The organism is Mucilaginibacter boryungensis (genome assembly GCF_015221995.1).
Taxonomy (GTDB): Bacteria; Bacteroidota; Bacteroidia; order Sphingobacteriales; family Sphingobacteriaceae; genus Mucilaginibacter; species Mucilaginibacter boryungensis.
In genome coordinates this window covers 1498582-1521300 of record NZ_JADFFM010000001.1, presented here as the reverse complement: position 1 = coordinate 1521300, position 22719 = coordinate 1498582, and the positions used below count along the sequence as shown (strand labels likewise).

Annotated in this window: 18 protein-coding genes; 15 read left to right on the top strand and 3 right to left on the bottom strand. The window is 43.9% G+C overall.

Annotated elements, in window-relative coordinates; genetic code table 11:
* Window positions 1–31 precede the first annotated feature (31 nt).
* The 3 genes from scpB to IRJ18_RS06365 all read left to right on the top strand — a co-directional run bounded on the left by scpB (window position 32) and on the right by IRJ18_RS06365 (window position 2112).
* Window positions 32–595, top strand: a complete 564-nt coding sequence (gene scpB, locus IRJ18_RS06375) for an SMC-Scp complex subunit ScpB (protein ID WP_194105356.1) — start codon at window positions 32–34, stop codon at window positions 593–595.
* A gap of 118 nt (window positions 596–713) precedes the next feature.
* Window positions 714–896, top strand: a complete 183-nt coding sequence (locus IRJ18_RS06370) for a hypothetical protein (RefSeq protein ID WP_194105355.1) — start codon at window positions 714–716, stop codon at window positions 894–896.
* 82 nt (window positions 897–978) lie between these two features.
* Entirely contained in the window at window positions 979–2112 is a 1134-nt protein-coding gene (locus tag IRJ18_RS06365; RefSeq protein WP_194105354.1) for a GNAT family N-acetyltransferase, read from the top strand.
* 10 nt (window positions 2113–2122) lie between these two features.
* On the opposite strand, the gene IRJ18_RS06360 is transcribed toward IRJ18_RS06365, so the two are convergent.
* Both IRJ18_RS06360 and mce read right to left on the bottom strand, forming a co-directional pair.
* On the bottom strand, window positions 2123–2743 hold the full coding sequence (locus IRJ18_RS06360; RefSeq protein ID WP_228072585.1) for an alpha-ketoglutarate-dependent dioxygenase AlkB family protein: 621 nt from the start codon (window positions 2741–2743) through the stop codon (window positions 2123–2125).
* 1423 nt (window positions 2744–4166) lie between these two features.
* The gene (gene mce, locus IRJ18_RS06355; RefSeq protein ID WP_194105353.1) at window positions 4167–4577 is read right to left on the bottom strand and encodes a methylmalonyl-CoA epimerase; all 411 of its coding nucleotides are present in this window, start codon (window positions 4575–4577) and stop codon (window positions 4167–4169) included.
* 91 nt (window positions 4578–4668) lie between these two features.
* On the opposite strand from mce, the gene IRJ18_RS06350 reads away from it, so the two are divergent.
* From IRJ18_RS06350 to IRJ18_RS06305, 10 genes are all read left to right on the top strand, one after another.
* Window positions 4669–5880: an IscS subfamily cysteine desulfurase gene (locus IRJ18_RS06350; RefSeq protein WP_194105352.1), complete on the top strand. Its 1212-nt coding sequence runs from the start codon at window positions 4669–4671 to the stop codon at window positions 5878–5880.
* Between the two features lie 126 nt (window positions 5881–6006).
* A complete protein-coding gene (iscU, locus tag IRJ18_RS06345; RefSeq protein WP_194105351.1) occupies window positions 6007–6420 on the top strand; it encodes a Fe-S cluster assembly scaffold IscU in 414 nt (137 codons plus the stop codon).
* Window positions 6421–6509: 89 nt separating this feature from the next.
* Complete coding sequence (locus tag IRJ18_RS06340) at window positions 6510–6836, top strand: HesB/IscA family protein (protein ID WP_194105350.1); 327 nt, start codon at window positions 6510–6512, stop codon at window positions 6834–6836.
* 350 nt (window positions 6837–7186) lie between these two features.
* A complete protein-coding gene (locus IRJ18_RS06335) occupies window positions 7187–8008 on the top strand; it encodes an MOSC domain-containing protein (protein WP_194105349.1) in 822 nt (273 codons plus the stop codon).
* A gap of 251 nt (window positions 8009–8259) precedes the next feature.
* Complete coding sequence (locus tag IRJ18_RS06330) at window positions 8260–9942, top strand: ribulokinase (protein ID WP_194105348.1); 1683 nt, start codon at window positions 8260–8262, stop codon at window positions 9940–9942.
* Window position 9943: 1 nt separating this feature from the next.
* Window positions 9944–10645 (top strand): L-ribulose-5-phosphate 4-epimerase, encoded by a 702-nt coding sequence (locus IRJ18_RS06325; RefSeq protein ID WP_194105347.1) that lies wholly within the window; start codon window positions 9944–9946, stop codon window positions 10643–10645.
* Between the two features lie 18 nt (window positions 10646–10663).
* Window positions 10664–12025 (top strand): glycoside hydrolase family 27 protein, encoded by a 1362-nt coding sequence (locus tag IRJ18_RS06320; RefSeq protein ID WP_194105346.1) that lies wholly within the window; start codon window positions 10664–10666, stop codon window positions 12023–12025.
* A 21-nt stretch (window positions 12026–12046) separates the two neighbouring features.
* On the top strand, window positions 12047–13546 hold the full coding sequence (gene araA / locus IRJ18_RS06315) for an L-arabinose isomerase (protein WP_194105345.1): 1500 nt from the start codon (window positions 12047–12049) through the stop codon (window positions 13544–13546).
* Between the two features lie 242 nt (window positions 13547–13788).
* A complete protein-coding gene (locus tag IRJ18_RS06310) occupies window positions 13789–15429 on the top strand; it encodes a M28 family peptidase (protein WP_228072583.1) in 1641 nt (546 codons plus the stop codon).
* Between the two features lie 79 nt (window positions 15430–15508).
* Window positions 15509–16219: an NUDIX hydrolase gene (locus tag IRJ18_RS06305; RefSeq protein ID WP_194105343.1), complete on the top strand. Its 711-nt coding sequence runs from the start codon at window positions 15509–15511 to the stop codon at window positions 16217–16219.
* Window positions 16220–16333: 114 nt separating this feature from the next.
* Here the strand turns inward: IRJ18_RS06305 and IRJ18_RS06300 are convergent, their stop codons facing one another.
* Window positions 16334–18472, bottom strand: a complete 2139-nt coding sequence (locus IRJ18_RS06300) for a sensor histidine kinase (protein ID WP_194105342.1) — start codon at window positions 18470–18472, stop codon at window positions 16334–16336.
* Window positions 18473–18588: 116 nt separating this feature from the next.
* On the opposite strand from IRJ18_RS06300, the gene IRJ18_RS06295 reads away from it, so the two are divergent.
* Both IRJ18_RS06295 and IRJ18_RS06290 read left to right on the top strand, forming a co-directional pair.
* The gene (locus tag IRJ18_RS06295) at window positions 18589–19038 is read left to right on the top strand and encodes a response regulator (RefSeq protein WP_194105341.1); all 450 of its coding nucleotides are present in this window, start codon (window positions 18589–18591) and stop codon (window positions 19036–19038) included.
* Between the two features lie 107 nt (window positions 19039–19145).
* Window positions 19146–22712, top strand: coding sequence for a PKD domain-containing protein (locus tag IRJ18_RS06290; protein ID WP_194105340.1), 3567 nt, complete (start codon window positions 19146–19148; stop codon window positions 22710–22712).
* The last annotated feature ends 7 nt before the right edge of the window (window positions 22713–22719 follow it).

Below are 22719 nucleotides of genomic sequence, written 5' to 3'. Positions count from 1 at the left end.
AAATAACAGCTTCCAGTATAGCATTGAGAACATGACAGTTAATATTGAACAACATATAGAGGCCCTGGTATTCGCATCCGAGCAGAGCATACGGGTTGAAGAAATTATGTATTGCCTGCAAGCAGCATTCGGGCAGGATTTTAGTCAGCAGGAAATAACTGCGCATTTAAACGCTATAAAAACAAAATACCAAAACAGTACCCTGGCCATTGAACTGGTAAAAACGGGAAATGGCTATCAGTTTTTAACAAAAAAAGACTATCACCCTATCATCAATCAGCTGCAACTACAGCAATCAAAAAAGAAGTTAAGCCAGGCCGCTATTGAAACCCTGGCCATTATTGCTTATAAACAACCCGTAACCAAACTTGATGTTGAACAAATACGCGGCGTAAACAGCGAATATTCTATCCAAAAACTGCTGGAAAAGGAGCTGATCGTTATCTCCGGCAAGTCTGAAAGTGTGGGAAAACCACTTTTATATACTACAAGTGCGCTGTTTATGGACTATTTTGGGATTAACGATATTGCTGAATTACCTCAAATAAAGGACTTTACAGACACCGCCGTAAGCATTGGCGAACAACAGGAATAAATTTGAAATAGTTTTTGCCGAAAACCGATTTTAATTATTTTTGAAATACATTAAATACTATTGCTCAAAAAAAAGATTTGTAGTAAATTTATCTTGATAAGAATTAAAGGTAACGCTTATGGAAACGCCCAAAAAACCCTTGAAGAAAGCCGAATCGGATAATGATGATCTGGATGATGATGATGATGCCATCACTCCATCGGCAAAAAAGAAATTTGACGACGACGACGATGATTTTGACATGCCTTTAGATGACATGGAGATTGACGATCTGGATGATTTTGATGACGATGATTTTTAATCGCTGATATATGATTACAGGAAAGCATCCCGTTTTAATGACAGGATGCTTTTTTTATAATTATGCATTTTAAAAGATCAGCATGACCGTTATTGAAGTTAAAGACAAAGCATCAAAAAAAATATTCCTGGATGTTGCCCGGCTGATCTATAAAAACGACCCTGCCTGGGTGTGCCCGCTCGACGTGGAAGTAGAGGCCGTGTTCGACCCAGTAAAAAACAATTTCCACAAACACGGCAAATGTACCCGCTGGATACTGCTTGATGAACAGCAGCAACCCATTGGGCGTATAGCGGCTTTTGTAAACGATCTGAAAGCCTATAACTACGAGCAGCCTACCGGCGGTATCGGTTTTTTTGAATGTATAAATAACAAGGCATGCGCTTTTAAGCTGTTCGATACCGCTAAGCAGTGGTTAATTGAACAAGGGATGAAAGCCATGGACGGCCCCATTAATTTTGGCGAAAACGACAGCTTTTGGGGCTTACTGGTTGAGGGTTTCACCCAGCCTTCATACGGTATGACGTATAACCCGGCTTATTACCAGGCGTTTTTTGAGGATTACGGGTTTAAAACCCTATACCAGCAAATTACCAATCATTTAGATGTACACAAACCTTTTCCTGAGCGCTTTACCAAAATAGCGCAGTGGGTGGCGCAAAAACCCGGCTATGTTTTTAAACATTTAAAGGTGAAGGAAATTGCGCAGTTTGCGAACGACTTTGCCGAGATATACAACGATGCCTGGCAGAACTTTGAGAACTTCGTCCCTATAGACAGGGCTACTATTATGGAGAGCTTTGAAAAGATGAAAGCCATAATGGACGAGAAACTGATATGGTTTGCCTATGTTAATAATGAACCGGCATCGTTTATTATTATCCTGCCCGATGCTAACCAGATGATAAAACCGCTTAACGGGAAGCTAAACCTGATGGGCAAGCTTAAATTCCTTTATCACAAGTGGAAAGGGGTTTCGCGGATGCGGGCCATTGTAATGGGCACCAAGCAAAAATACCAAAAGCACGGACTGGAATCGGCTATGTTTATTAAGCTGAAAGAGTATGTGCTACCGCTAAACCAGTACGACGAGTTGGAGCTATCGTGGGTGGGCGATTTTAACGATAAAATGTTGGCTATCCACGAAGCCACAGGCGCCGCTTTCGGTAAAAAGCATTTGACCATGCGCTGCCTGTTTGACCAAAGCGCAACGTAACGGCCTAACCCTACTGTTGCGGTATCATCGTCCTGAAGGTCAGATTCACCCGCGGGGTGGTAACCTTTTTACTTTTAGGCAGCGAATGCAGCCAATAGCTTTGGGTAGTCCCTTTCATTACCAGCAGACTGCCATGTTCTAATAACACCGAGCTGGTTTCCCCTTTATTTATCCTGTGCTTTAAGCTGAACTTCCGCTCAGCGCCAAAGCTGAGCGAGGCAATGGTGCTATCCTTACCCAGCGCTTTTTCATCGTCGCTATGCCAGGCCATGCCCTCGTCGCCGGTGTGATACAGGTTTAGCAGGCAGCTGTTATATACCTCGCCGGTAAGTTGTTCGGTTAAGGTTTTCAGTTCCAGCAGTTCCGGCGTCCAGGGTAAGGCTATCCGCGTAGCGCCCGAGTAAGCATAGCTGAAGTCGCTATCGCCATACCAGGCCACCTTACGCTTGGTGATAATATGCCGGCCAAAGATGCGGGCCTCGTCGTTTTTCCATTCCACATTTTGCAGTAAGGCCTGCAGGTAATTGTCAGCCCCGGCTTGCGGCATTACCTTGCCGTAGTAGTTCACCGTGCCATCGTAAGGGAGTATATTAGTCAGTTGCATACCCACAAAAGTAAGGCTGGCAGCCATTTGTTTTAACCCGATTCTTGCTATTGTGGCTGGGGCGTCATTAGTCATTCGCTGGCGCTGTCATTGGGGCATGGTCGGGCGTAAATCATGGTTTACATGGTTTACATGGTTTACATGGTTTACATGGTTTACATGGTTTACAAAAATCGGGGTTTACATTGAGTTAATTAATTGTATATTAAATAGTTATGAAAAAAATATGTAAAAATGTGTAAACCATGATTTTTGGGTGCTATTAAGCCGTAATGGGTACTACTGTGAAGATGCAAGATTTTGCGTCTCCCGTTATGCAGGTGGGTTGCATGTACAAGAGAGACACCAAAATTAACAACATTTTTTGCATGCTTTAAATGCGATTTAATAAGTAAACAAATACTGCATATTTCATCGGTAATTTAAAGACTAAATTCCATGAAAATCACACCTTACTAATCAATCAAATTGCAACTTTCAATACATGTAAACACCGTTTACAAACATCATAAAATAGCACATTCTAATAACGCCCAAACCACTATTGAAGTTGATAGTTCTTGTTTGGGAAATGAATAACTAAGGTAAGTTTTATAATTTCCTAATGCTATTACTTCTACTCAGGGTTGATATGATGTAGATACTGTGTAGGTGAATCTCATAATATGGATCGTATAGTGAACCAAGTCGTTGTCGCGATATAATTACACGACGATTGCGTTGTTGATTATGCAGCTAAAGAAATAACTATTTCTAGACTATTTGATTTAAAATGAGATAGTTAGATCAAATAATAAAATACAGTTTTTTAATATGAATATTGATTATCTTTAAATAGATACAAAGGAAAACCCCAAACAGGAAAGCAGAGCTTAAATATAAACTCGATTTCGATCCAATCTGGGGCTTCTTGCCAAATGTTATGGCCAATTTTCCTTGCTAAACAAGTATCCAAGCCCCGAAGGTGAGATCTTTGGGGCTTTTCTTTTATCAAACATGATGCATCAAATTTGATATAACAAATGTAACACTTTTTGTTATAAAACAATACCCATAAAGCGTCAAATTATTGCATCAAAAACTGGTATAATTTATTCTTTTATAATTACCAATTTTAACGTTAAAAAGTCAAGTAAAATTTCGGTGAAATAGCACTAAAAATAGCTATTGCAAAAAGCCATTTTTGCGGTGTAAATAAATCGTGGAATTTGCGCTTTCAATTGGCGTATTAATACCTATAATATGTATCATTTTTGCGCTCGTCTGCGACGAGTGCTTATAGTGGTTGAGCGTCTGTGACGCTTATGCGCGATACAATCGCTAAAAACAATTTTAAGCACTCGTTATAAAACAAACGCAAGCATAGCCGCTCTTCGGGTGTGCGATTGCCACGCTACCGCTCGCAATGACAAATTGGTTTACTAATCTCTAATCTCCAATCTCCAATTAACTAATCTCCGGGCGTAGCTTCTTGGCACAACTCCACCAACACCCCACCCGCGCTTTTAGGGTGCACAAAGCAAACCAACTTGTTATCGGCGCCGCGTTTGGGTTCGTCGTTCAGTAGTATAAAACCCTCAGCGCGCAGGCGGGCCATTTCGGCAACAATGTCGTCCACATCAAAGGCTATGTGGTGTATGCCCTCGCCTTTTTTGGCTATAAATTTGGCAATGGGGCTGTCGGGGTTGGTGGCTTCCAGCAGTTCAATTTTGTTGGGGCCGCATTTTAAAAAGGCAGTTTTTACGCCTTCGCTGGCTACTTCTTCTACCTTGTAAATGCCGGTATTCAGCAATTTTTGGTAGATATCTCCGGCTGTTTCCAGGCTATTTACCGCGATACCAATATGTTCTACCTTTTTCATAGACAAATATTGCAAATTAATGACTGCTGTTGATACTTAGAATGATTTTAAATTAAAAGTTTACTTATCTTTGTAAGGTTAAATATTTGCTATGGAATTCCCAATTTATTTAGATAACAACGCGACTACGCCAATGGACCCACGGGTGCTCGAGGCTATGCTGCCTTACTTTAACAACAAGTTTGGTAATGCGGCCAGCCGTAACCACGCTTTTGGCTGGGTGGCTGAAGAAGCTGTTGACTATGCCCGCGAACAGGTGGCCAAACTTATTGGCGCTAACGAGAAAGAGATCATCTTCACATCGGGTGCTACCGAAAGCGACAACCTGGCTATTAAAGGTGTGTTTGAAATGTACAAGGAAAAAGGTAACCACATTATTACCGCCACTACCGAACATAAAGCGGTGCTGGATACCTGCAAACACGTAGAGAAACTGGGTGCGCGCGTTACTTATCTGGATGTTAAGGAAGACGGCCTGATAGACCTTGCCGAACTGGAAGCCGCCATGACCCCTGAAACCATTTTGGTTTCAATTATGTATGGCAATAACGAGATCGGGGTTATCCAGCCTATAAAAGAAATATCGGCCATAGCCCACAAACACGGCGCCCTGTTTATGACAGACGCGGTACAGGCTGTAGGCAAGATCCCTGTTGATGTAAACGCTGATGGTATTGACCTGCTGGCGCTATCAGCACATAAAATATACGGCCCTAAAGGTGTTGGTGCATTATACGTGCGCCGTAAAGGCCCAAGGGTTAAGGTTACTGCCCAAATGGATGGCGGCGGTCACGAGCGCGGGATGCGTTCGGGTACGCTGAACGTTCCGGGTATTGTTGGGTTAGGTAAAGCCTGCGAGCTTTGCGGCCTGGAAATGGAAAGCGAAGCAAAACGCCTTTCGGCCATGCGCGACCGCCTGCAAAACGCACTGACCGTTTTAGAAGAAAGTTATGTGAATGGTAACCAGGAACACCGTTTACCGCATGTAACCAATATCAGCTTTAAATATGTAGAGGGCGAAGGTTTGATGATGGCCATGAAGGATCTGGCGGTATCATCGGGCTCGGCTTGTACTTCGGCTTCGTTAGAACCATCGTACGTGCTGAAAAGCCTGGGTTTATCAGATGACCTGGCACACTCTTCCATCCGTTTCGGTTTAGGCCGTTTCACTACCGACGAAGAGGTTGACCATGCTATTGAAGTAACCCTGAAAGCTGTTACCCACCTGCGCGAACTTTCGCCGCTGTGGGAAATGTTTAAAGAGGGTATCGACCTTAACTCGATTGAGTGGGCGGAACATTAAGAAGAAAGTTCAAAGTCTTGAGTCGTAAGTCTTAAGTCTTTGGAATAGTTTTTGAAAATTGATATTAAAATATGAGCAGGTCTTCCTGACTCAGAACTTATAACTTAAGACTTAATACTTAAAGAGATGGCTTATTCAGATAAAGTAATTGATCACTACACCAATCCGCGCAACGTGGGTACTTTAGATAAAAGTAACCACAAAGTTGGTACCGGCCTGGTGGGTGCCCCTGAGTGCGGCGACGTAATGCGCCTGCAAATACAGGTTGATGATAACAACGTTATCACCGATGCCAAATTCAAAACCTTTGGCTGTGGTTCGGCCATTGCGTCATCATCATTAGCTACCGAGTGGCTAAAAGGTAAAAGCATTGACGATGCCATGAAAATTGATAACATGGATATTGTTGAGGAATTGGCTTTACCGCCGGTAAAAATTCACTGCTCGGTATTAGCCGAAGACGCGATTAAAGCTGCCATTAACGATTACCGCGTTAAAAACGGTATGGAGCCAATTGAAAGCGAAAAAACGCATCACTAATTAGTCTAAAGTCTTTAGTAATAAGTCTAAAGTACCTTTGGGTGCTTTGTGACTACTTAAGACTTTAAACTTAGAACTTACGATTTAAAATGGTTACTATAACAGATAAAGCGAAAAGCAAAATTGACCACCTGATGCAGGATGCCGGGCTTGATGCCTCGTATTTTTTACGGGTATCGGTGCAAGGCGGTGGCTGCTCGGGTTTATCTTACAACCTCGATTTTGATAACGAGGAGAAAAAAGGCGACCAGTTTTTCGAAGACCGCGGTATCCGCATAGCGCTGGATATGAAATCGTTTTTATACCTGGCCGGCACCGAGCTGGATTTCTCGGACGGGCTAAACGGTAAGGGTTTCAACTTCCACAACCCAAATGCAACGCGTACCTGCGGCTGCGGCGAAAGCTTCTCGGTATAAAAAAGGAAAAAATAATATCAAAATAGAAGGGCCGCTTAACCAAGCGGCTTTTTTTGTTATATAGCACTATAATATATTTGCAGGCTTACCTAAATAAAGGCCAGTACCAAAAAGGCAACCATAAGTACAATCAGATAGGATACCATTAAACCAATGGTTTGCCGGTCGCCAATACGTTTAATTTTTTGTTCGGAGGTCATGGTAGATAAAGGTTAGATTTTCAATGACTAATATCTGGTTTTTATCTATTAGGAACAAATTTATTTTTTGCGCAAAAGCTGAACCATTAAGCAATTGCAAATAGTATGGCTATTGTCTAAATTGCAGCGGTGTAATCAATAAGCTTAGCCATGTTGCAGATCAGCGCTTTATACATATATCCAATAAAATCTTTAGGCGGCATAATACTAAACACGGCAAAAGTTACCGATCGCGGATTGGAGTGTGACCGCCGCTGGATGCTTATTGATCAAAACAACCGTTTTATCTCGCAGCGCGAACATCCCGAAATGGCGCTTTTAAGGCCGTCAATCATGCCTGAAGGTTTACAGGTTACCAATTTGCGTAATAATTCAACTTTGCTTATCCCCTACCAGCCCTTAACAAATAAAATGGTTGAGGTAACCGTTTGGGATGATACCACCATGGGCCAGCTGGTAAGCAGCGCTGCCGACGAGTGGTTTAGTAATGCTTTAGGCGAACCCTGCAGGTTGGTTTATATGCCCGATAATATTCACCGCCCCGTTGACCCTGATTATGCGCCGGATGGCAAGCTCACTTCTTTTTCTGATGCCTATCCTTTCCTGGTAATCAGCCAGGCCTCAATCGACGACCTTTCAGCACGCGCCGGGGAACCGATACCCATAAACCGTTTTCGCCCCAACATTGTATTTACCGGTGGCGAACCCTATATGGAAGACGGTATGACACACTTCACCATTGGCGCTATTGATTTTTACGGGGTAAAAATTTGCGCGCGCTGCCCCATCCCCGGTATAAACCAAAACACCGCCCAGCGCGTTAAAGAACCTCTAAAAACCATGGCAGGTTACCGGCGTAAAAACAATAAAGTTTACCTGGGCCAAAACCTCATCCACAACGGGGAAGGCAGTTTACATGTGGGTGATACCATCACGGTTTTGGATATGAAACCGGTTGAAGTGTTTGAATAACCATTGCCGCAGACTCACCCGGTCTGCGCTACCGCTGGACCACCCTCTCTTTACCTGCGGTAAAAAGAGGGTCGGTAGTTAAAAGACTTGCGAAGCCTAAAGCTATAAATATAAAGCCCAAAACTAACCCTCTTTACGCGGAACGCGAAGAGAGGGTCGCGCATGAAATGTCGCGGGGTGAGTCAAAAAAATTTCATTAACTATTTTATTAAATAAAAAAATAACTGTTAATTTAACAATTATTTATAACCATGAATAACCTAAATAAATTTGTGATCGGTGTTGATTACGGGACCGACTCGGTACGCTCTGTTATTGTAAACGCGGGCAACGGGCAGGAAGTAGCCACATCTGTATATTATTATCGCCGCTGGCAGCAGGGTTTATACTGTAACGCTGCCGAGAACCAATTTCGCCAGCACCCGCAGGATTATATCGACGGGTTGGAAACTACCATTAAGGATTGCGTCAAGAAAGCCGGCCCTGAAATTGCCGCGCAAATAAAAGCTATCTCGGTTGATACTACTGGATCGACCCCCGTAGCGGTTAACGCGCAAGGTGTGCCCCTGGCCTTATTACCTGAATTTAAAGACGAGCCAAACGCCATGTTTGTGCTATGGAAAGATCATACCTCTATAAAAGAAGCTGCCGAAATAAACGCGCATGCCGAAAAATTTGATACCAATTACCTGCAATATGTAGGCGGCATCTACTCATCAGAATGGTTTTGGGCTAAGCTGCTTCACGTGCTGCGTGTTGATGAGCGCGTGCGCCAGGCCATGCATTCGTGGGTGGAGCATTGCGATTGGGTACCATTCCTGCTAACAGGTGGCACCGATGCCAAACAGATTATGCGCGGGCGTTGTTCGGCCGGGCACAAAGGGCTATGGTCGGCTGATTTTGGCGGCTTACCCCCTAACGAGTTTTTTGCATCGCTTGATCCGCTGCTGGATGGCATCACCGATAAACTTTATAAAGACACTTACACGTCCGATGTATCTGCCGGAACATTAAGCAAGGAATGGGCCGAACGCCTGGGCTTAAGCACCGACGTACAAATTGGCGTAGGCGCGTTCGACGCGCATATGGGCGCTGTGGGTGGTCAGATTGAACCGTATTATCTGAGCAAGGTAATGGGTACCTCAACCTGCGATATTTTAGTAGCCCCTAATGCCGATATGAACAACAAGCTGGTACGCGGCATCTGCGGCCAGGTTGATGGCTCGGTAATCCCGGGAATGGCTGGCTTAGAGGCCGGGCAATCTGCCTTTGGCGATACGTATGCCTGGTTCCGCAAACTGCTGGAATGGCCGGCACAAAGCCTGCTGCTGAACACCAAACTGGTAGATGCCGAAACCGCACAGGCCTTAGCCGATGAAATATCAGCCAAAATTATTCCTGAACTAAGCAAACAAGCCGCGGCATTGCCTTTAAGTGATAGCGCGGAATTAGCTATAGACTGGTTTAACGGTCGCCGCACGCCTGATGCTAACCAATTATTAAAAGGCAGCATCAGCGGACTGAATTTGGGCAGCGATGCGCCACGGCTATTCCGTGCCCTGGCCGAGGCTACCTGTTTTGGCGCCAAAAGCATTGTAGAACGCTTTGAAAAAGAAGGCGTACCGGTTAAAGGCCTGATCGGTATTGGCGGTGTGGCTAAAAAATCGCCTTACATTATGCAAATGATGGCTGACGTACTGCAAATGCCTATCCGCATACACCAGTTTGAGCATACCTGTGCTTTAGGCGCGGCTATGTTCGCGGCAACTGTGGCAGGGATTTATCCTGATGTACAACAAGCCATGGCAGCCATGGGCGGCGGTTTTGATGTGGAATACACACCGAATAAAGAGTTAGCCGGTTTCTACAGCAAACGTTACCAGCAATATCAAAACCTGGGTAACTATATCGAACAAAATACAACCTCGCATTAATATGAGTAATAAATACAAGCATATACAGGAAGCGGCTTACCACGCCAATATGCAGCTTCCTAAACTAGGTTTAGTGCTGTTCACGTTCGGCAATGTAAGCGCGGTTGACCGTGAATTAGGCGTTTTTGCTATTAAACCAAGCGGTGTAGCGTATGAAGACCTTACACCCGAAAAAATGGTGATCGTTGATTTTGACGCGAACATTATTGAGGGCGATCTGCGTCCATCATCGGATACCAAGACCCACGCGGTACTGTATAAGCACTTTACGGAGATTGGCGGTATTGTACATACGCATTCTACTTATGCCACTGCCTGGGCACAGGCCCAAAGGGATATCCCAATTTATGGTACTACCCATGCCGATTATAATACAGTGAACATTCCCTGCGCACCGCCTATGAGCGCTGAAATGATAGCGGGTAACTACGAGTATCAAACCGGGTTCCAAATTATCGAATGCCTACAGCAAAAAGGCATGGACTATCGCGAGGTGGAAATGGTGCTGGTAGGCAACCACGCCCCTTTTACCTGGGGCAAAACTGCCGACAAAGCCGTGCATAACAGCGCGGTGCTGGAAACGGTAGCCAAAATGGCTCTGTTAACCGAACAGATCAATCCGCAGGCGCCGCGTTTACAGGATTCGCTGATACGCAAGCATTACGAGCGTAAACACGGCCCCGATTCTTATTACGGACAATAAACCAGGTAACCTTATCCTATGAAACGTTTTTGTTGCTTTTTATTATTACTGTCGGCTGCACATTTATTTGCGCAGACCAAGGTAAAAGTAGCGGAGACCCCGCCCATGGGCTGGAACAGCTATAACTGTTTCGGTTCAGCAGTGCACGAGGATGAGGTACGCGCCAATGCCGATTACATGGCCAAAAATCTGAAGCAACACGGCTGGCAATACATCGTGGTCGATTTTTTATGGTCGTATGATAACCCGCCGGGCAGTAATATTGGCAACCCGTTTCAAAAAAATTTGCAGGATGGCTCTTTTGTGCCGTGGCTAACCATGGATAAATATGGCCGGCTGCTCCCCCAGCCCAACAAATTCCCGTCAGCTTTTAGTGGTAAAGGATTTAAAGCGTTAGCCGATTATGTCCATAGCAAAGGCCTGAAGTTTGGCATCCACGTAATGCGTGGCATCCCTCGGCAGGCTGTATGGGCTAAATCGCCGGTTCTGGGCGCGCCGGGCATAACTGCCGATATGATTGCCGATACCGCCTCAAAATGCCCGTGGATGAACCATATGTACGGTTTAAATATGAGCAAACCGGGTGCGCAGGCTTATCTGAATTCTATCCTGAATTTATATGCCAGTTGGGGTGTAGATTTTATTAAGGTCGATGACCTGTCCCGCCCCTATAGCGTCGCCGAAGTTGAAGGTTACAAAAAAGCTATCGACCAGTGCGGCAGGCCTATCGTATTCAGTCTTTCCCCAGGCGAAACACCGGTGGCTCAATCAGCGCATGTGCAACAGCATGGTAACATGTGGCGTATGGCCGATGATTTTTGGGATAACTGGAAAGAGGTCACCCACATGTTTGAATACGCTAAGCGCTGGGAAGGCAAAGGCGGCCCCGGTCACTGGCCCGATTGTGATATGCTGCAAATTGGCAAACTATCCAAACGCGGCCCGGTTGGCAAGGAACGCTACAGTCGTTTCACCGAAGATGAATTGTATACCCACATGAGTTTTTGGTGCCTGTATAAATCGCCGCTGATGATTGGCGGCAACATGCCCGAGAACAGGGATATTGAACTGAAACTTTTTACTAACGATGAGGTATTGGCCGTAAATCAACACGGTGAAAATCCTAAGCAGCTTTACAACAAAGATGGCGCTATGGTGTGGTACAGCCATATTCCCGGCAGCAAGAACCTGTATGTAGGAATTTTTAATACCGGCGACGAATCAAAAAACATTAGCCTTAATTTTTCTGATTTAGGGCTGAATAGCAAAATCGCCGTGCGCGATCTTTGGAAAAAGCAGGACGCGGGCACCTTCACCAACAATTATCAGCAACAAATAAATAAACACGGCGCGGCATTATTGATGCTGACTGTCAAATAAAACAGCAACAGATTTAACAATATGATAAACCTAAAAAACTTTGAAGTATGGTTCGTAACCGGTAGCCAGGATCTTTATGGCGAAGAAACCCTGAAGCAGGTTGCCGAACACTCGCAGCAAATAGCCGCCGGGCTTGATGCCGCTAAGCAGATCCCTGTAAAAGTGGTGTTTAAACCTACCGTTAAAAGCATGGAGGAGATCTACAACCTGATACAGGAAGCCAATGTGGCCAAAAATTGTATCGGTATCATCACCTGGATGCACACCTTCTCGCCTGCTAAAATGTGGATCAACGGGTTGAAGATTTTACGCAAACCGGTACTGCACCTGCATACGCAGTTCAATAGCCAGATCCCATGGTCATCAATTGATATGGACTTTATGAACCTGAACCAAAGCGCCCATGGCGACAGGGAGTTCGGTTTTATGATGTCGCGCCTGCGCATACGCCGCAAGGTTGTAGTTGGCCACTGGCAGGAACAGGAAGTACTTGACCAGATCAACACCTGGAGCCGTGCTGCCGCAGGCTGGAACGACTGGCAGGGTGCTAAATTTGTACGTTTTGGCGATAACATGCGCTTTGTAGCTGTTACCGATGGCGATAAAGTTGAAGCTGAATTAAAATTCGGTTTCTCGGTAAATACCCACGGTATTGGCGATTTGGTTGCGGTGATCAATAAAGTAACCGATGCACAGATTGACGAGCAGATAGCAGAATATGCCAGCTTATATAACATAGTGCCTGCTCTGCAAAAAGGCGGTGCGCAACACAATTCTTTACGCGAAGCTGCAAAACAGGAAATCGGTCTGCGCAAGTTTTTACAGGATGGCGGCTACAAGGGCTTCACCGATACTTTTGAAGACCTGCACGGTATGGTACAATTGCCGGGTATTGCATCGCAGCGCCTGATGGCCGAAGGCTACGGCTTTGGTGGTGAGGGCGACTGGAAAACCGCCGCTTTGGTGCGCGCCATGAAAGTGATGGGCAGCGGCCTGCCGGGTGGTAACGCCTTTATGGAAGATTACACCTATCATTTCGATGGTAATAACTCCATGGTATTAGGTTCGCACATGCTGGAAATAGATTCCTCTATCGCGGGCACTAAACCCAATGTAGAGATACACCCGCTGGGCATAGGCGGCAAAGCCGACCCGGTGCGTTTGGTATTTAACGTTGCTGCTGGCCCTGCATTGAACGCCTCGATTGTGGATATGGGTAACCGCTTCCGTTTGATAGTGAACGAAGTGGAAGCGATTGAACCAACACACGATCTGCCTAAACTACCGGTAGCCCGCGTACTTTGGAAACCATATCCAAACATGAAGGACGGTTGCGCGGCATGGATTTACGCCGGTGGTGCACACCATACCTGCTATAGTCAAAACCTGACCAACGAACACTTAAGCGATTTTGCCGACATGGCCGATATTGAACATCTGGCCATCGGTAAAGACACTAAACTGTCGGAATTTAAGAAAGAGATATTCTGGAACGATGCGGCTTACCGGATAGGGAAGTAAAGCGTCGATATACCTATCCTGCTCGTCATCGTGAGCGGTAGCGAACGATCCCCTTTTCGCATGGCAACCATGCAAAAAGGGGATTCTTCATTTCATTCAGAATGACGTGCTGTTGTTTTATAAATAGTAATGAGTGCTGGCTGGAAATTTGTGCAACGCTAAGGACGTAAATTACTATCGCGTTAATTAAATATTAAGGATTTACTTATCTTGTGCAACCAATTTTTACATTAAACATGAAAATGAAGTTTGTTTTAGCAGGTGCTGCTTGTGCCTTGCTTTTGATAGGTAATAGTGCGGGTGCGCAAACTAAACCAAATGTCGGAAAAGCCGTGGATGCTGCCATGCAAACCGCCAACGCCGATGAAATAAAGGCCAGTATCACTTACCTGGCCGATGATAAACTACTGGGCCGCAAACCCGGCGAGCCCGGCTTCCAAATGGCTGCCGATTACGTAATTGATCAATTAAAAGGTTATGGTGTAAAACCCGCCGGCGAGAATGGTGGCTGGACACAGCAGGTACGCCTGCGCCGCACATTTGCCGGTAAGCAAGGCTGGGCAACACTAACTATTAACGGCAAAACCGATAGCCTGAAATACGGCGCGGACATTTTCATATACCCCGACCCCGTACATAAAGAAGTAAGTGGCAGCGGTCAGCTAGCATTTGCCGGTTATGGCATCACCGAAAAACAATTAGGTTACGATGATTATGCCGGGCTTGATGTGAAAGGTAAAATAGTGGTGATCACCCGTGGCGCACCAAAAAGCTTTCCATCCTCTGATGCATCACACGCTATGGACCTCATCAACCTGCAAAGGAATGCTGCCGCCCATGGCGCCAAAGGTGTTATTATTGCCGTTGGTGATTCAACTGCCCGTCCAATTTTAGCTAATCCCGGTCGCCGTGGTTTATACAGTGTATTGGATGAAAAAGGAGTGCCTGTAGTATCGCGCAACTACTTTGGAGGCGTCAGCATGCTGGGCGCGGTAGGTTATAAAACATTGAAACTACTGGCTACAGCAGCCGGTAAAAACCCTGCCGAATTTCTTACCTCAATAAAAGCTGGTAAGCCGATGTCGTTTAATATCCCGGCCAGCATTAGCGCCGGGGCATCTTTCGATTACCAGGATGTTGCAGGTTTTAATATTGTAGGTAAAATTGAGGGCAGCGATCCAAAACTTAAGAATGAATATGTAGTGCACAGCGCACACCTTGATCACCTGGGCGTTGGTACCCCTATACAAGGCGATTCTATTTACAATGGCGCGCACGATAATGCATCCGGTGTAGCCAGTTTATTGCAAATAGCCAAAATATATCATAACCTGAAGGAAAAACCCAAACGGTCTATCCTTATTGTAATGGTAACCGGCGAAGAACTGGGCGATCTGGGTTCGGGTTATTTTGCCAGCCACCCTACTGTGCCTGTAAAAGCTATGGTAGCCGATGTGAATACGGATATGCCAACCATTATTGCGCCATTATTATCGGTTACTGCGCTGGGTGCTGAACATTCGTCGTTATCAAAGGTAGTGGATGCAGCTGCGGCGTATATGGGCATGACTGTTGAACCCGACCCCGAACCCGAACAAAACAGGTTTGTACGCAGCGATCAGTATAGCTTTGTGCTGCATGGCATCCCTGCCCTGCATATTAAATATGGCGCACGCACGCCTGATGGTAAAAACAACCTGAACGAATTTGTGCAAAAATGGCGCGCTAAATATTACCATAAGCCACAAGATGATATTAACGGTATCTTTGATTTTGACGCAGGTAAAAAATATGCGGAGCTGAACTTCCTGATAGGTTATCTGGTAGCAAATGATCCGCAACGCCCAACTTGGAATAAAGGTGATATATTTGAAAAGAATTAATAAGCAAAGCAACGTCATGCTGTACATCAACTGTATGGCTCGGCATGACGGCGAATAAATTTTAAAAGACCATAATCACATGCACAAATATACCGGACAGGAACGATTTTTATTAGCTGCCGATTGTATCATCTTCGGGTTTGACGGCGCAAATATTAAGCTGCTATTAATACATCGTGGACTTGAGCCTATGAAAGACCATTGGAGTTTAATGGGTGGCTTTGTGCAAAAAAACGAAACTCCTGATGAAGCTGCCAACCGTGTGCTGGAAGATTTAACCGGCTTAAAAAACGTGTATATGGAACAGTTGCACGTATTCGGCGCGCCTGACCGCGACCCGGTTGAGCGTACATTATCAATCGCTTATTTCGCTTTAATTGATATTCATAAATACGAGAAACAGTTGACACATGAGCATCATGCCGAGTGGTTTGAACTGAACGAACTACCCGAACTGATATTCGACCATAATGAAATGGTTAAAATGGCTAAAAAGCAATTACGCTATAAAGCAGCCCTTCACCCTATTTTATTCCAGCTACTGCCCGAAAAATTTACCATACCGCAATTACAGGCCCTGTACGAGGGTATCTATCAATCTAAGTTAGATGACCGTAATTTCAGCCGTAAATTACTTTCAACCGGTTTATTGATAAAACTCCCCGAAAAGGAGAAGCTATCTTCAAAAAAAGGCGCATTTTATTATAAGCTGGATCAATCCAACTACCTGGAAAACTTCGAGGCATTCCTGAATTTTATTCCGAACCCGGACAGGTTTTTTAAGGATTAAGCCTCTTTCAGCGTCATCCCGAATTTATTTCGGGATCTCATGATGAATGACCAACCCCAAACCTTACATGTGGGATGCCGAAACAAGTTCGGCATGACGGTTATTAGACTTATTTTATTGCAAATCCTTTGGTAGTGTCACCGTAAACGTAGTTCCCTGCCCTGGCGATGATTTAACATTGATGGTTCCCTTGTGCTTTTCGATGATCCCGAATACGATGGAAAGCCCTAATCCCGTACCTTCTCCAATATCTTTAGTGGTATAAAACGGATCGAAAATATGTTGTTTTACTTCCTCTGTCATACCAATGCCCGTGTCGGTAATTTCAATAATGATGTTTTCGGCGCTGTCTTTGGTAGTTATTAAAACATGTTCATTATTATGCACCGGCTTTGCTTTTATAGCTTGTATACTATTATTGATCAGGTTAACAAAAACCTGGTTCATCTTGCCGGGATAACAGTTAATTAAAGGCAGTTTATCCAGCAATGGTTTAATTTCTATCCCATAGGGTATAGTACTGCGCAGCAGTACCAGTGTGGTTAGTATGGACCGGTTAATGTCCATCGGCTTCAGTACCGGTTCATCAGTGCGGCTAAAGGTGCGCAGGCTTTGTACTATTTCGGTCGTCCTGCCTGCGCCCTCTTCAATACCTTCCAGTAAGGTTAGTATTTCGGCCCTGATAAAATCAATATCTACTTCTTTAGCGTAAGCTTCGGCTTTTTTCTGGATCTCAATATCGCCGGGGTTTTTCTCCAGTTCCTGGTAAAGTTCTATCAGGTTAAACACCTCTACAAAATCCATGCGTAAAGGTTTAATATTGGCGCTTACAAAGTTTATAGGGTTGTTTATCTCGTGCGCTATACCAGCCGTAAGTTGCCCCAGCGAGGCCATCTTTTCGGTATCTATCAATTGTATCTGCGCCGACTTCAGGTTTTCGATAGTGACCGATAAGTTATGATTGCTTTCTATCAATTCCTGGGTGCGTTCCTTCACCTTGTTCTCAAGAATAAAGTTTTGCCCGGTTATCAACCGTTCGTTTTCACGGGCAATAGCCAGCGCGGTAGCCTGCGCCTGGTTATTTTGTTCGCGATAAAAATTGATACGGTCGGCCAATGCTACAGAGAACATGATCAATTCAAAAGCCGAGCTGTAAAGTATAATATTGGCCGTAAAATCATTATACTGTATTAAGCCTTTATTACGTGCAATAGTAGCAAGTATAGTAAGCAGAAATAAACCCCAGCCCATCATAAAAAACTTGGCAGGCTTAAACCCTTTAAAATACAAGTAAACACCTATTATTAATAATATAATTGAATTAATAAAAGCTGATATAGTTATTAAGCTAAATGCCAGGGTAGTTTGCTTAAATAATATAGCTATTACTGGCAGGCCCGATAAAACAACTAATACAATAAAATATTCGTAGTATTTTCTGGGCAAATTTTGCTTTAGCTGCAAAAATTCATGAATAAAAAGCAATATAGAATACCAAAAACATATCCGCGTTATAGGGATCAGATAATTGTTTAACAACAATTTATTTACAGGTAGTATATTAACGCCAAGGCCGCGTATCTGGGCTTGTGTTAGCCCTAAAAAAACGATATAAAAAATATAAAATAAATAGCTCCTATCTTTAACCAAAACATATAACATCAGGTTATAAAATATCATAATGCCAATTATCCCCATAAAAAAGCCCAGGGTAAGGTTCTCAAATATGCTGTTATGCAGGTAAAAATCGGCGCTTTGTACTTTTATCGGTATCGCCATCGAATCGTTGCTTTTAATACGCAGATAAATAATACAAACCGAGTCGGGCAGTACCGGGCAGTTAATTACCCGGCTAATTTGCTTGGTGTTATTACTATTCTCCTGCACATCGGTTGACCCTAAGTGTATGATGTGTTTGGTGGTAGTGCCCACATCATACATATCAAATCCATCAATAACGCCTGAACTTATGGTTACAGGCAAATAAGGTTCGATGGTTTTATTACGAAGGATCATCTTAACCCAAAGCGCGGAATCAGCGTATCTTATAAAAGGGAATTCAAAATGAGTGGAATGAAATTGCTTGCTTACCTGTATATCGCCAATACTCATATTGCCACCGATATCTTCCAGTTGGGTAAAGTATCGTTTAGTTAAAAGCACCGATTGATTTTTGTGGATGGTTAGCGTATCTATTGCATGGCTGCAAAAGCCGCAAAACAACAGACAAACCATAACCGCAATTTTTTTCATTTACAGGATTTATGCAATACAGCAATAATTTTACAAAAAATTTCAGCGATAATTAAACCTTAATCAATTAAATTCGTTTAAAACTATTGGTATAAAAACCCCTAAATAATATCACTATGCAGATAGGTGTGCTATATGTTGATGATGAGGTAAATAACCTTAACAGTTTTAAAGCAGCTTTTAGACGATACTTTAATATTTACACAGCACAATCGGCCAGGGAAGGCCGTAAAGTGCTGGAGAATGAAGAGATTGGTGTGATAATTACCGACCAGCGCATGCCCGGCGAAACAGGTATAGAATTCCTGGAATCCATACTCCCAATTTATCCCGATACGATACGGATTTTATTAACAGGCTTTTCGGATATTAACGCCGTAATGGGCGCTATTAACCGCGGGCAGGTGTACAAGTACCTGGTTAAACCCTGGCAGGATGATGAGTTGAAAATGTATATCCAAAATGCACTTGAGCTTTACAACCTGCGCAAGGAAAACAAAGAGCTGGCCCATAAGCTAAAACTGGCTAACCTGGAACTGGAGTTACTTTCGAAAATTAAAATTTAATTTTAAATACTACTTCCTACTAATTAAGCGTTTACGTATTTTTAGCGCACAGCTATATATTACCTAATAAAATATAGTTGTCACACTAATTAAATACTGTTGATGCATTGAAAACAATACCCCTGGTTGTTGTACTACTGCTATTGCTGGGCTTTGCCCCTGCCACCGCTTTGGCACAAGGCAGCACATCCAACAAAGGTACCGAGTTTTGGACGGTGTGGATGAACCATAAGGATGACACAGGCAGCAACATGAGCCTTTATATTACGGGCGACAGCAATACCTCCGGTTCGGTTGATTTTATTGATGGGGTTACTGCTTCCATCCCTTTTACGGTTACAGCAAACGCAGTTACGGTGGTCAACATCCCCACAAGTGTTTACCTGGCTGCAGGGGGCAAATTTAGCAAAGGCATACATATTACTTCTTTAAAAAACATTGTGGTATATGCCCATATTTATGCTAATGCCAGGTCGGGGGCCACATTGGTATTACCGGTTAATGCAATGGGGAAAGATTATTATTCTATCAACTATACTCAAAAACCCGCTACGGCATTTTCTGCATTTTGTGTAGTAGCAACGGAAAATAATACTTCTGTAGAAATTACCCCCACAGCAAAATTGACGACTGGCGAGGCTGCTAACACAAAATTTACTATTACGCTGCAAAAAGGAGAAGTTTACCAGGGTTTATCATCAACAGATTTAACCGGCACGCATATAAAATCTGTGAGTACAGGTACAGAGGGATGTAAAAAAATTGCCGTGTACTCAGGAAGTTCGTGGATAGCTATTACCTGTACTACTAAAGCTTCGGCCGATAATTTATTTCAGCAATCATATCCTACTGCTTCCTGGGGGAAAAGTTATGTTACAGCCCCGCTTTCAGGGAGAAATTATGATGTGTTTCGCATCGTATACAGCGATCCTACCGCCATAGTTAAACTTAACGGTACCGCTATCCCGCAATCGGCATTGGTAAATAATCTTTATTACGAGTTTACTTCCAGTAAACCTAACAGCATTACATCCGATAAACCCATCCAGGTAGTGCAGTATGCTGTTACACAAGGCAGCAATGTGGACTGTACAATTAATACCGAAAATGTAGGAGACCCTGAAATGATATTTTTATCGCCAATTGAACAGGGGCTTGATCATGTTACGCTTTATTCAACCAACAAACAAAATATCACGCAGAGTTACATTAACGTTATTTTGCCAACCAGCGCGGTTTCTACCTTTATTTATGACGGAACTGCTTATAATAATTTCTCTGCGGTTACAGGTACAACCTATTCATATGCTCAAATAAAAGTTAACTCGGGTACACATACTATTAGCGCGTCATTACCTTTCAATGCCATAGCCTATGGCTTCGGGAATGTCGAATCGTATGGTTACGCTGCTGGTACTGATTTGAAGAATCTTAATGAATTTATTGAACTAAAAGACCCTGCAACCAATGCTACCTCCTCATCGGGTTGTGTGAATATTACTTATAAGCCGCAGATCAGTATCCCCTATCAAACCACAAAAATAAGCTGGGATTTGAAAGATGGGACAGCACCTGTTGTTGATAATAGCCCGATTTTAAAAGGTACAGTGGTAAAGGGCACACAAACACTTTATATTTATGAATACGCCAATACTGTTACTTATACAACATCCGGCAGTTATTCCATTGTGGCTACGGTGTTAAACCCAACCGCCGATGATTGCGGATCGGATGAGCAAATTGAGTTTGATTATACTATTTCTGATATTCCTGCCGCAACTTTTACGGCATCGGCTTTAAATATTTGCCCGGGAACCGAAATTACCTTTACTGATAAAACCGATACCAAGGGCATAAATACTAAAACCTGGCTTTGGGATTTTGGCGACGGCACTACAGGTACAACGGCCAATGCCACACAAAACCCCAAACATACTTACCCCACACCCGGCAATTATAACGTAACCGTCACGCTTGTTAACGAGAATGGCTGCTCTAACACCTCGCCCGTGCAAGTGGTACATGTAAATAAACCGCCTGTAGCTGCATTTATGGCATCCGATCCGGATTGTGAAACTAAACTTATTGCCTTTACAGATCAATCAACATCACCCGAGACTGCGATATCTCCTGATAATAAGATCGCCACTTGGGCCTGGGATTTTGGTGATGCCAATGCGGATCCCGACAACCCAAATACAACATCAGCGCAAAACCCGCAGCATTATTATAAAGTGCCGGGTACCTATACCGTTACGCTTACAGTTACCAGTAATACAGGGTGCAGCAATATGGCAACGCAAACAGTTGTTGTGCATGCGCTGCCTGTAGTTGATTTTACACTGCCGGATGTTTGTCTCTCTGATGCTTTTGCCCAGTTTACCAATAAAACAACCATATCTGATGGCACGGATGCGCAATTGACCTACATCTGGGATTTTGGCGATGCGGCACGGTCGACAGCGTTAAACCCTAACACATCAACAGCAGTTAGTCCAAAGCACAAATACACTCAGGTTGGTAGTTATACAGTTACCTTAACAGCTACATCAAATAACGGCTGCGTGGTTGTGAAATCGCAAACATTCACGGTAAATGGCGATACGCCCAATGCTGCATTTACTGTAAATAACTTAGGCAATACTTATTGCAGTACAGACGATGTCCTTTTCAAAGATAATTCTACTGTTAATTTTGGCAATATTACCAAGTTGGTTTGGTATTTTGATTATAACAACAACCCAACTGTTAGCCAAACTTATAACAAAGAGGACTTTCCTACCGATGGCATATACCATCATAATTACAGTTTGTTCAACACACCTTCATCCAAAACCTACGCGGTTAAAATGGAAGCTTATTCGGGCGGTACATGTGTAAGTGTAACAGGTATTACCAATGTTACGGTATATGCAAACCCATTTATTGATGTTACGCCATTACCCCCGCTATGCCAGGAATCGCCGGCGACACAAATTCAGGCTATCGTAAAATATGGTAACGGTACCGGCGTTTGTAGCGGCACGGGTGTATCGCCGCTCGGCCTGTTTGATCCGGCGAAATCAGGCCCGGGTACTTTTACTATTACCTACAAATTTATAACAGCGGCAACCGGCTGTATCTATGGCACATCCTTCCCGGTAACCGTCTACCCCACCCCTAAAGCCGATGCAGGTGGCGATTTGCATTTGCTCCAGGGCGGCACTATAACCATTAACGCTACAGCCAGTGGCGTACAACCGCTGAAATATAAATGGACCATGATGGATGGCAGTCCGGCGGTAGGGTTAAATCATGATGATGTCCTTACGCCTATCGCATCGCCTAATGATGATGTTACTTATCTGCTTACGGTAACATCAGCCGAGGGATGCACGGCCTCTTCAAAAGTGAGTATCGCCGTATTAAAAGCGCCGGTTGTGCCTAACACCTTTACACCTAATCGCGATGGGGTGAACGACACCTGGGAAATAAAATATTTAGATACTTATCCAAATTGTACAATTGATGTATACAACAGATACGGAGAAAAGCTATATTCGTCTGTTGGTTATCCAATAGCATGGGACGGAACCTTTAAGGGAACCGATGTGCCGGTGGGTACTTATTATTACATTATTAATCCCAAAAACGGACGAAAAGTAATTACGGGCAGTATAACAATTATCAGGTAGGTTAATT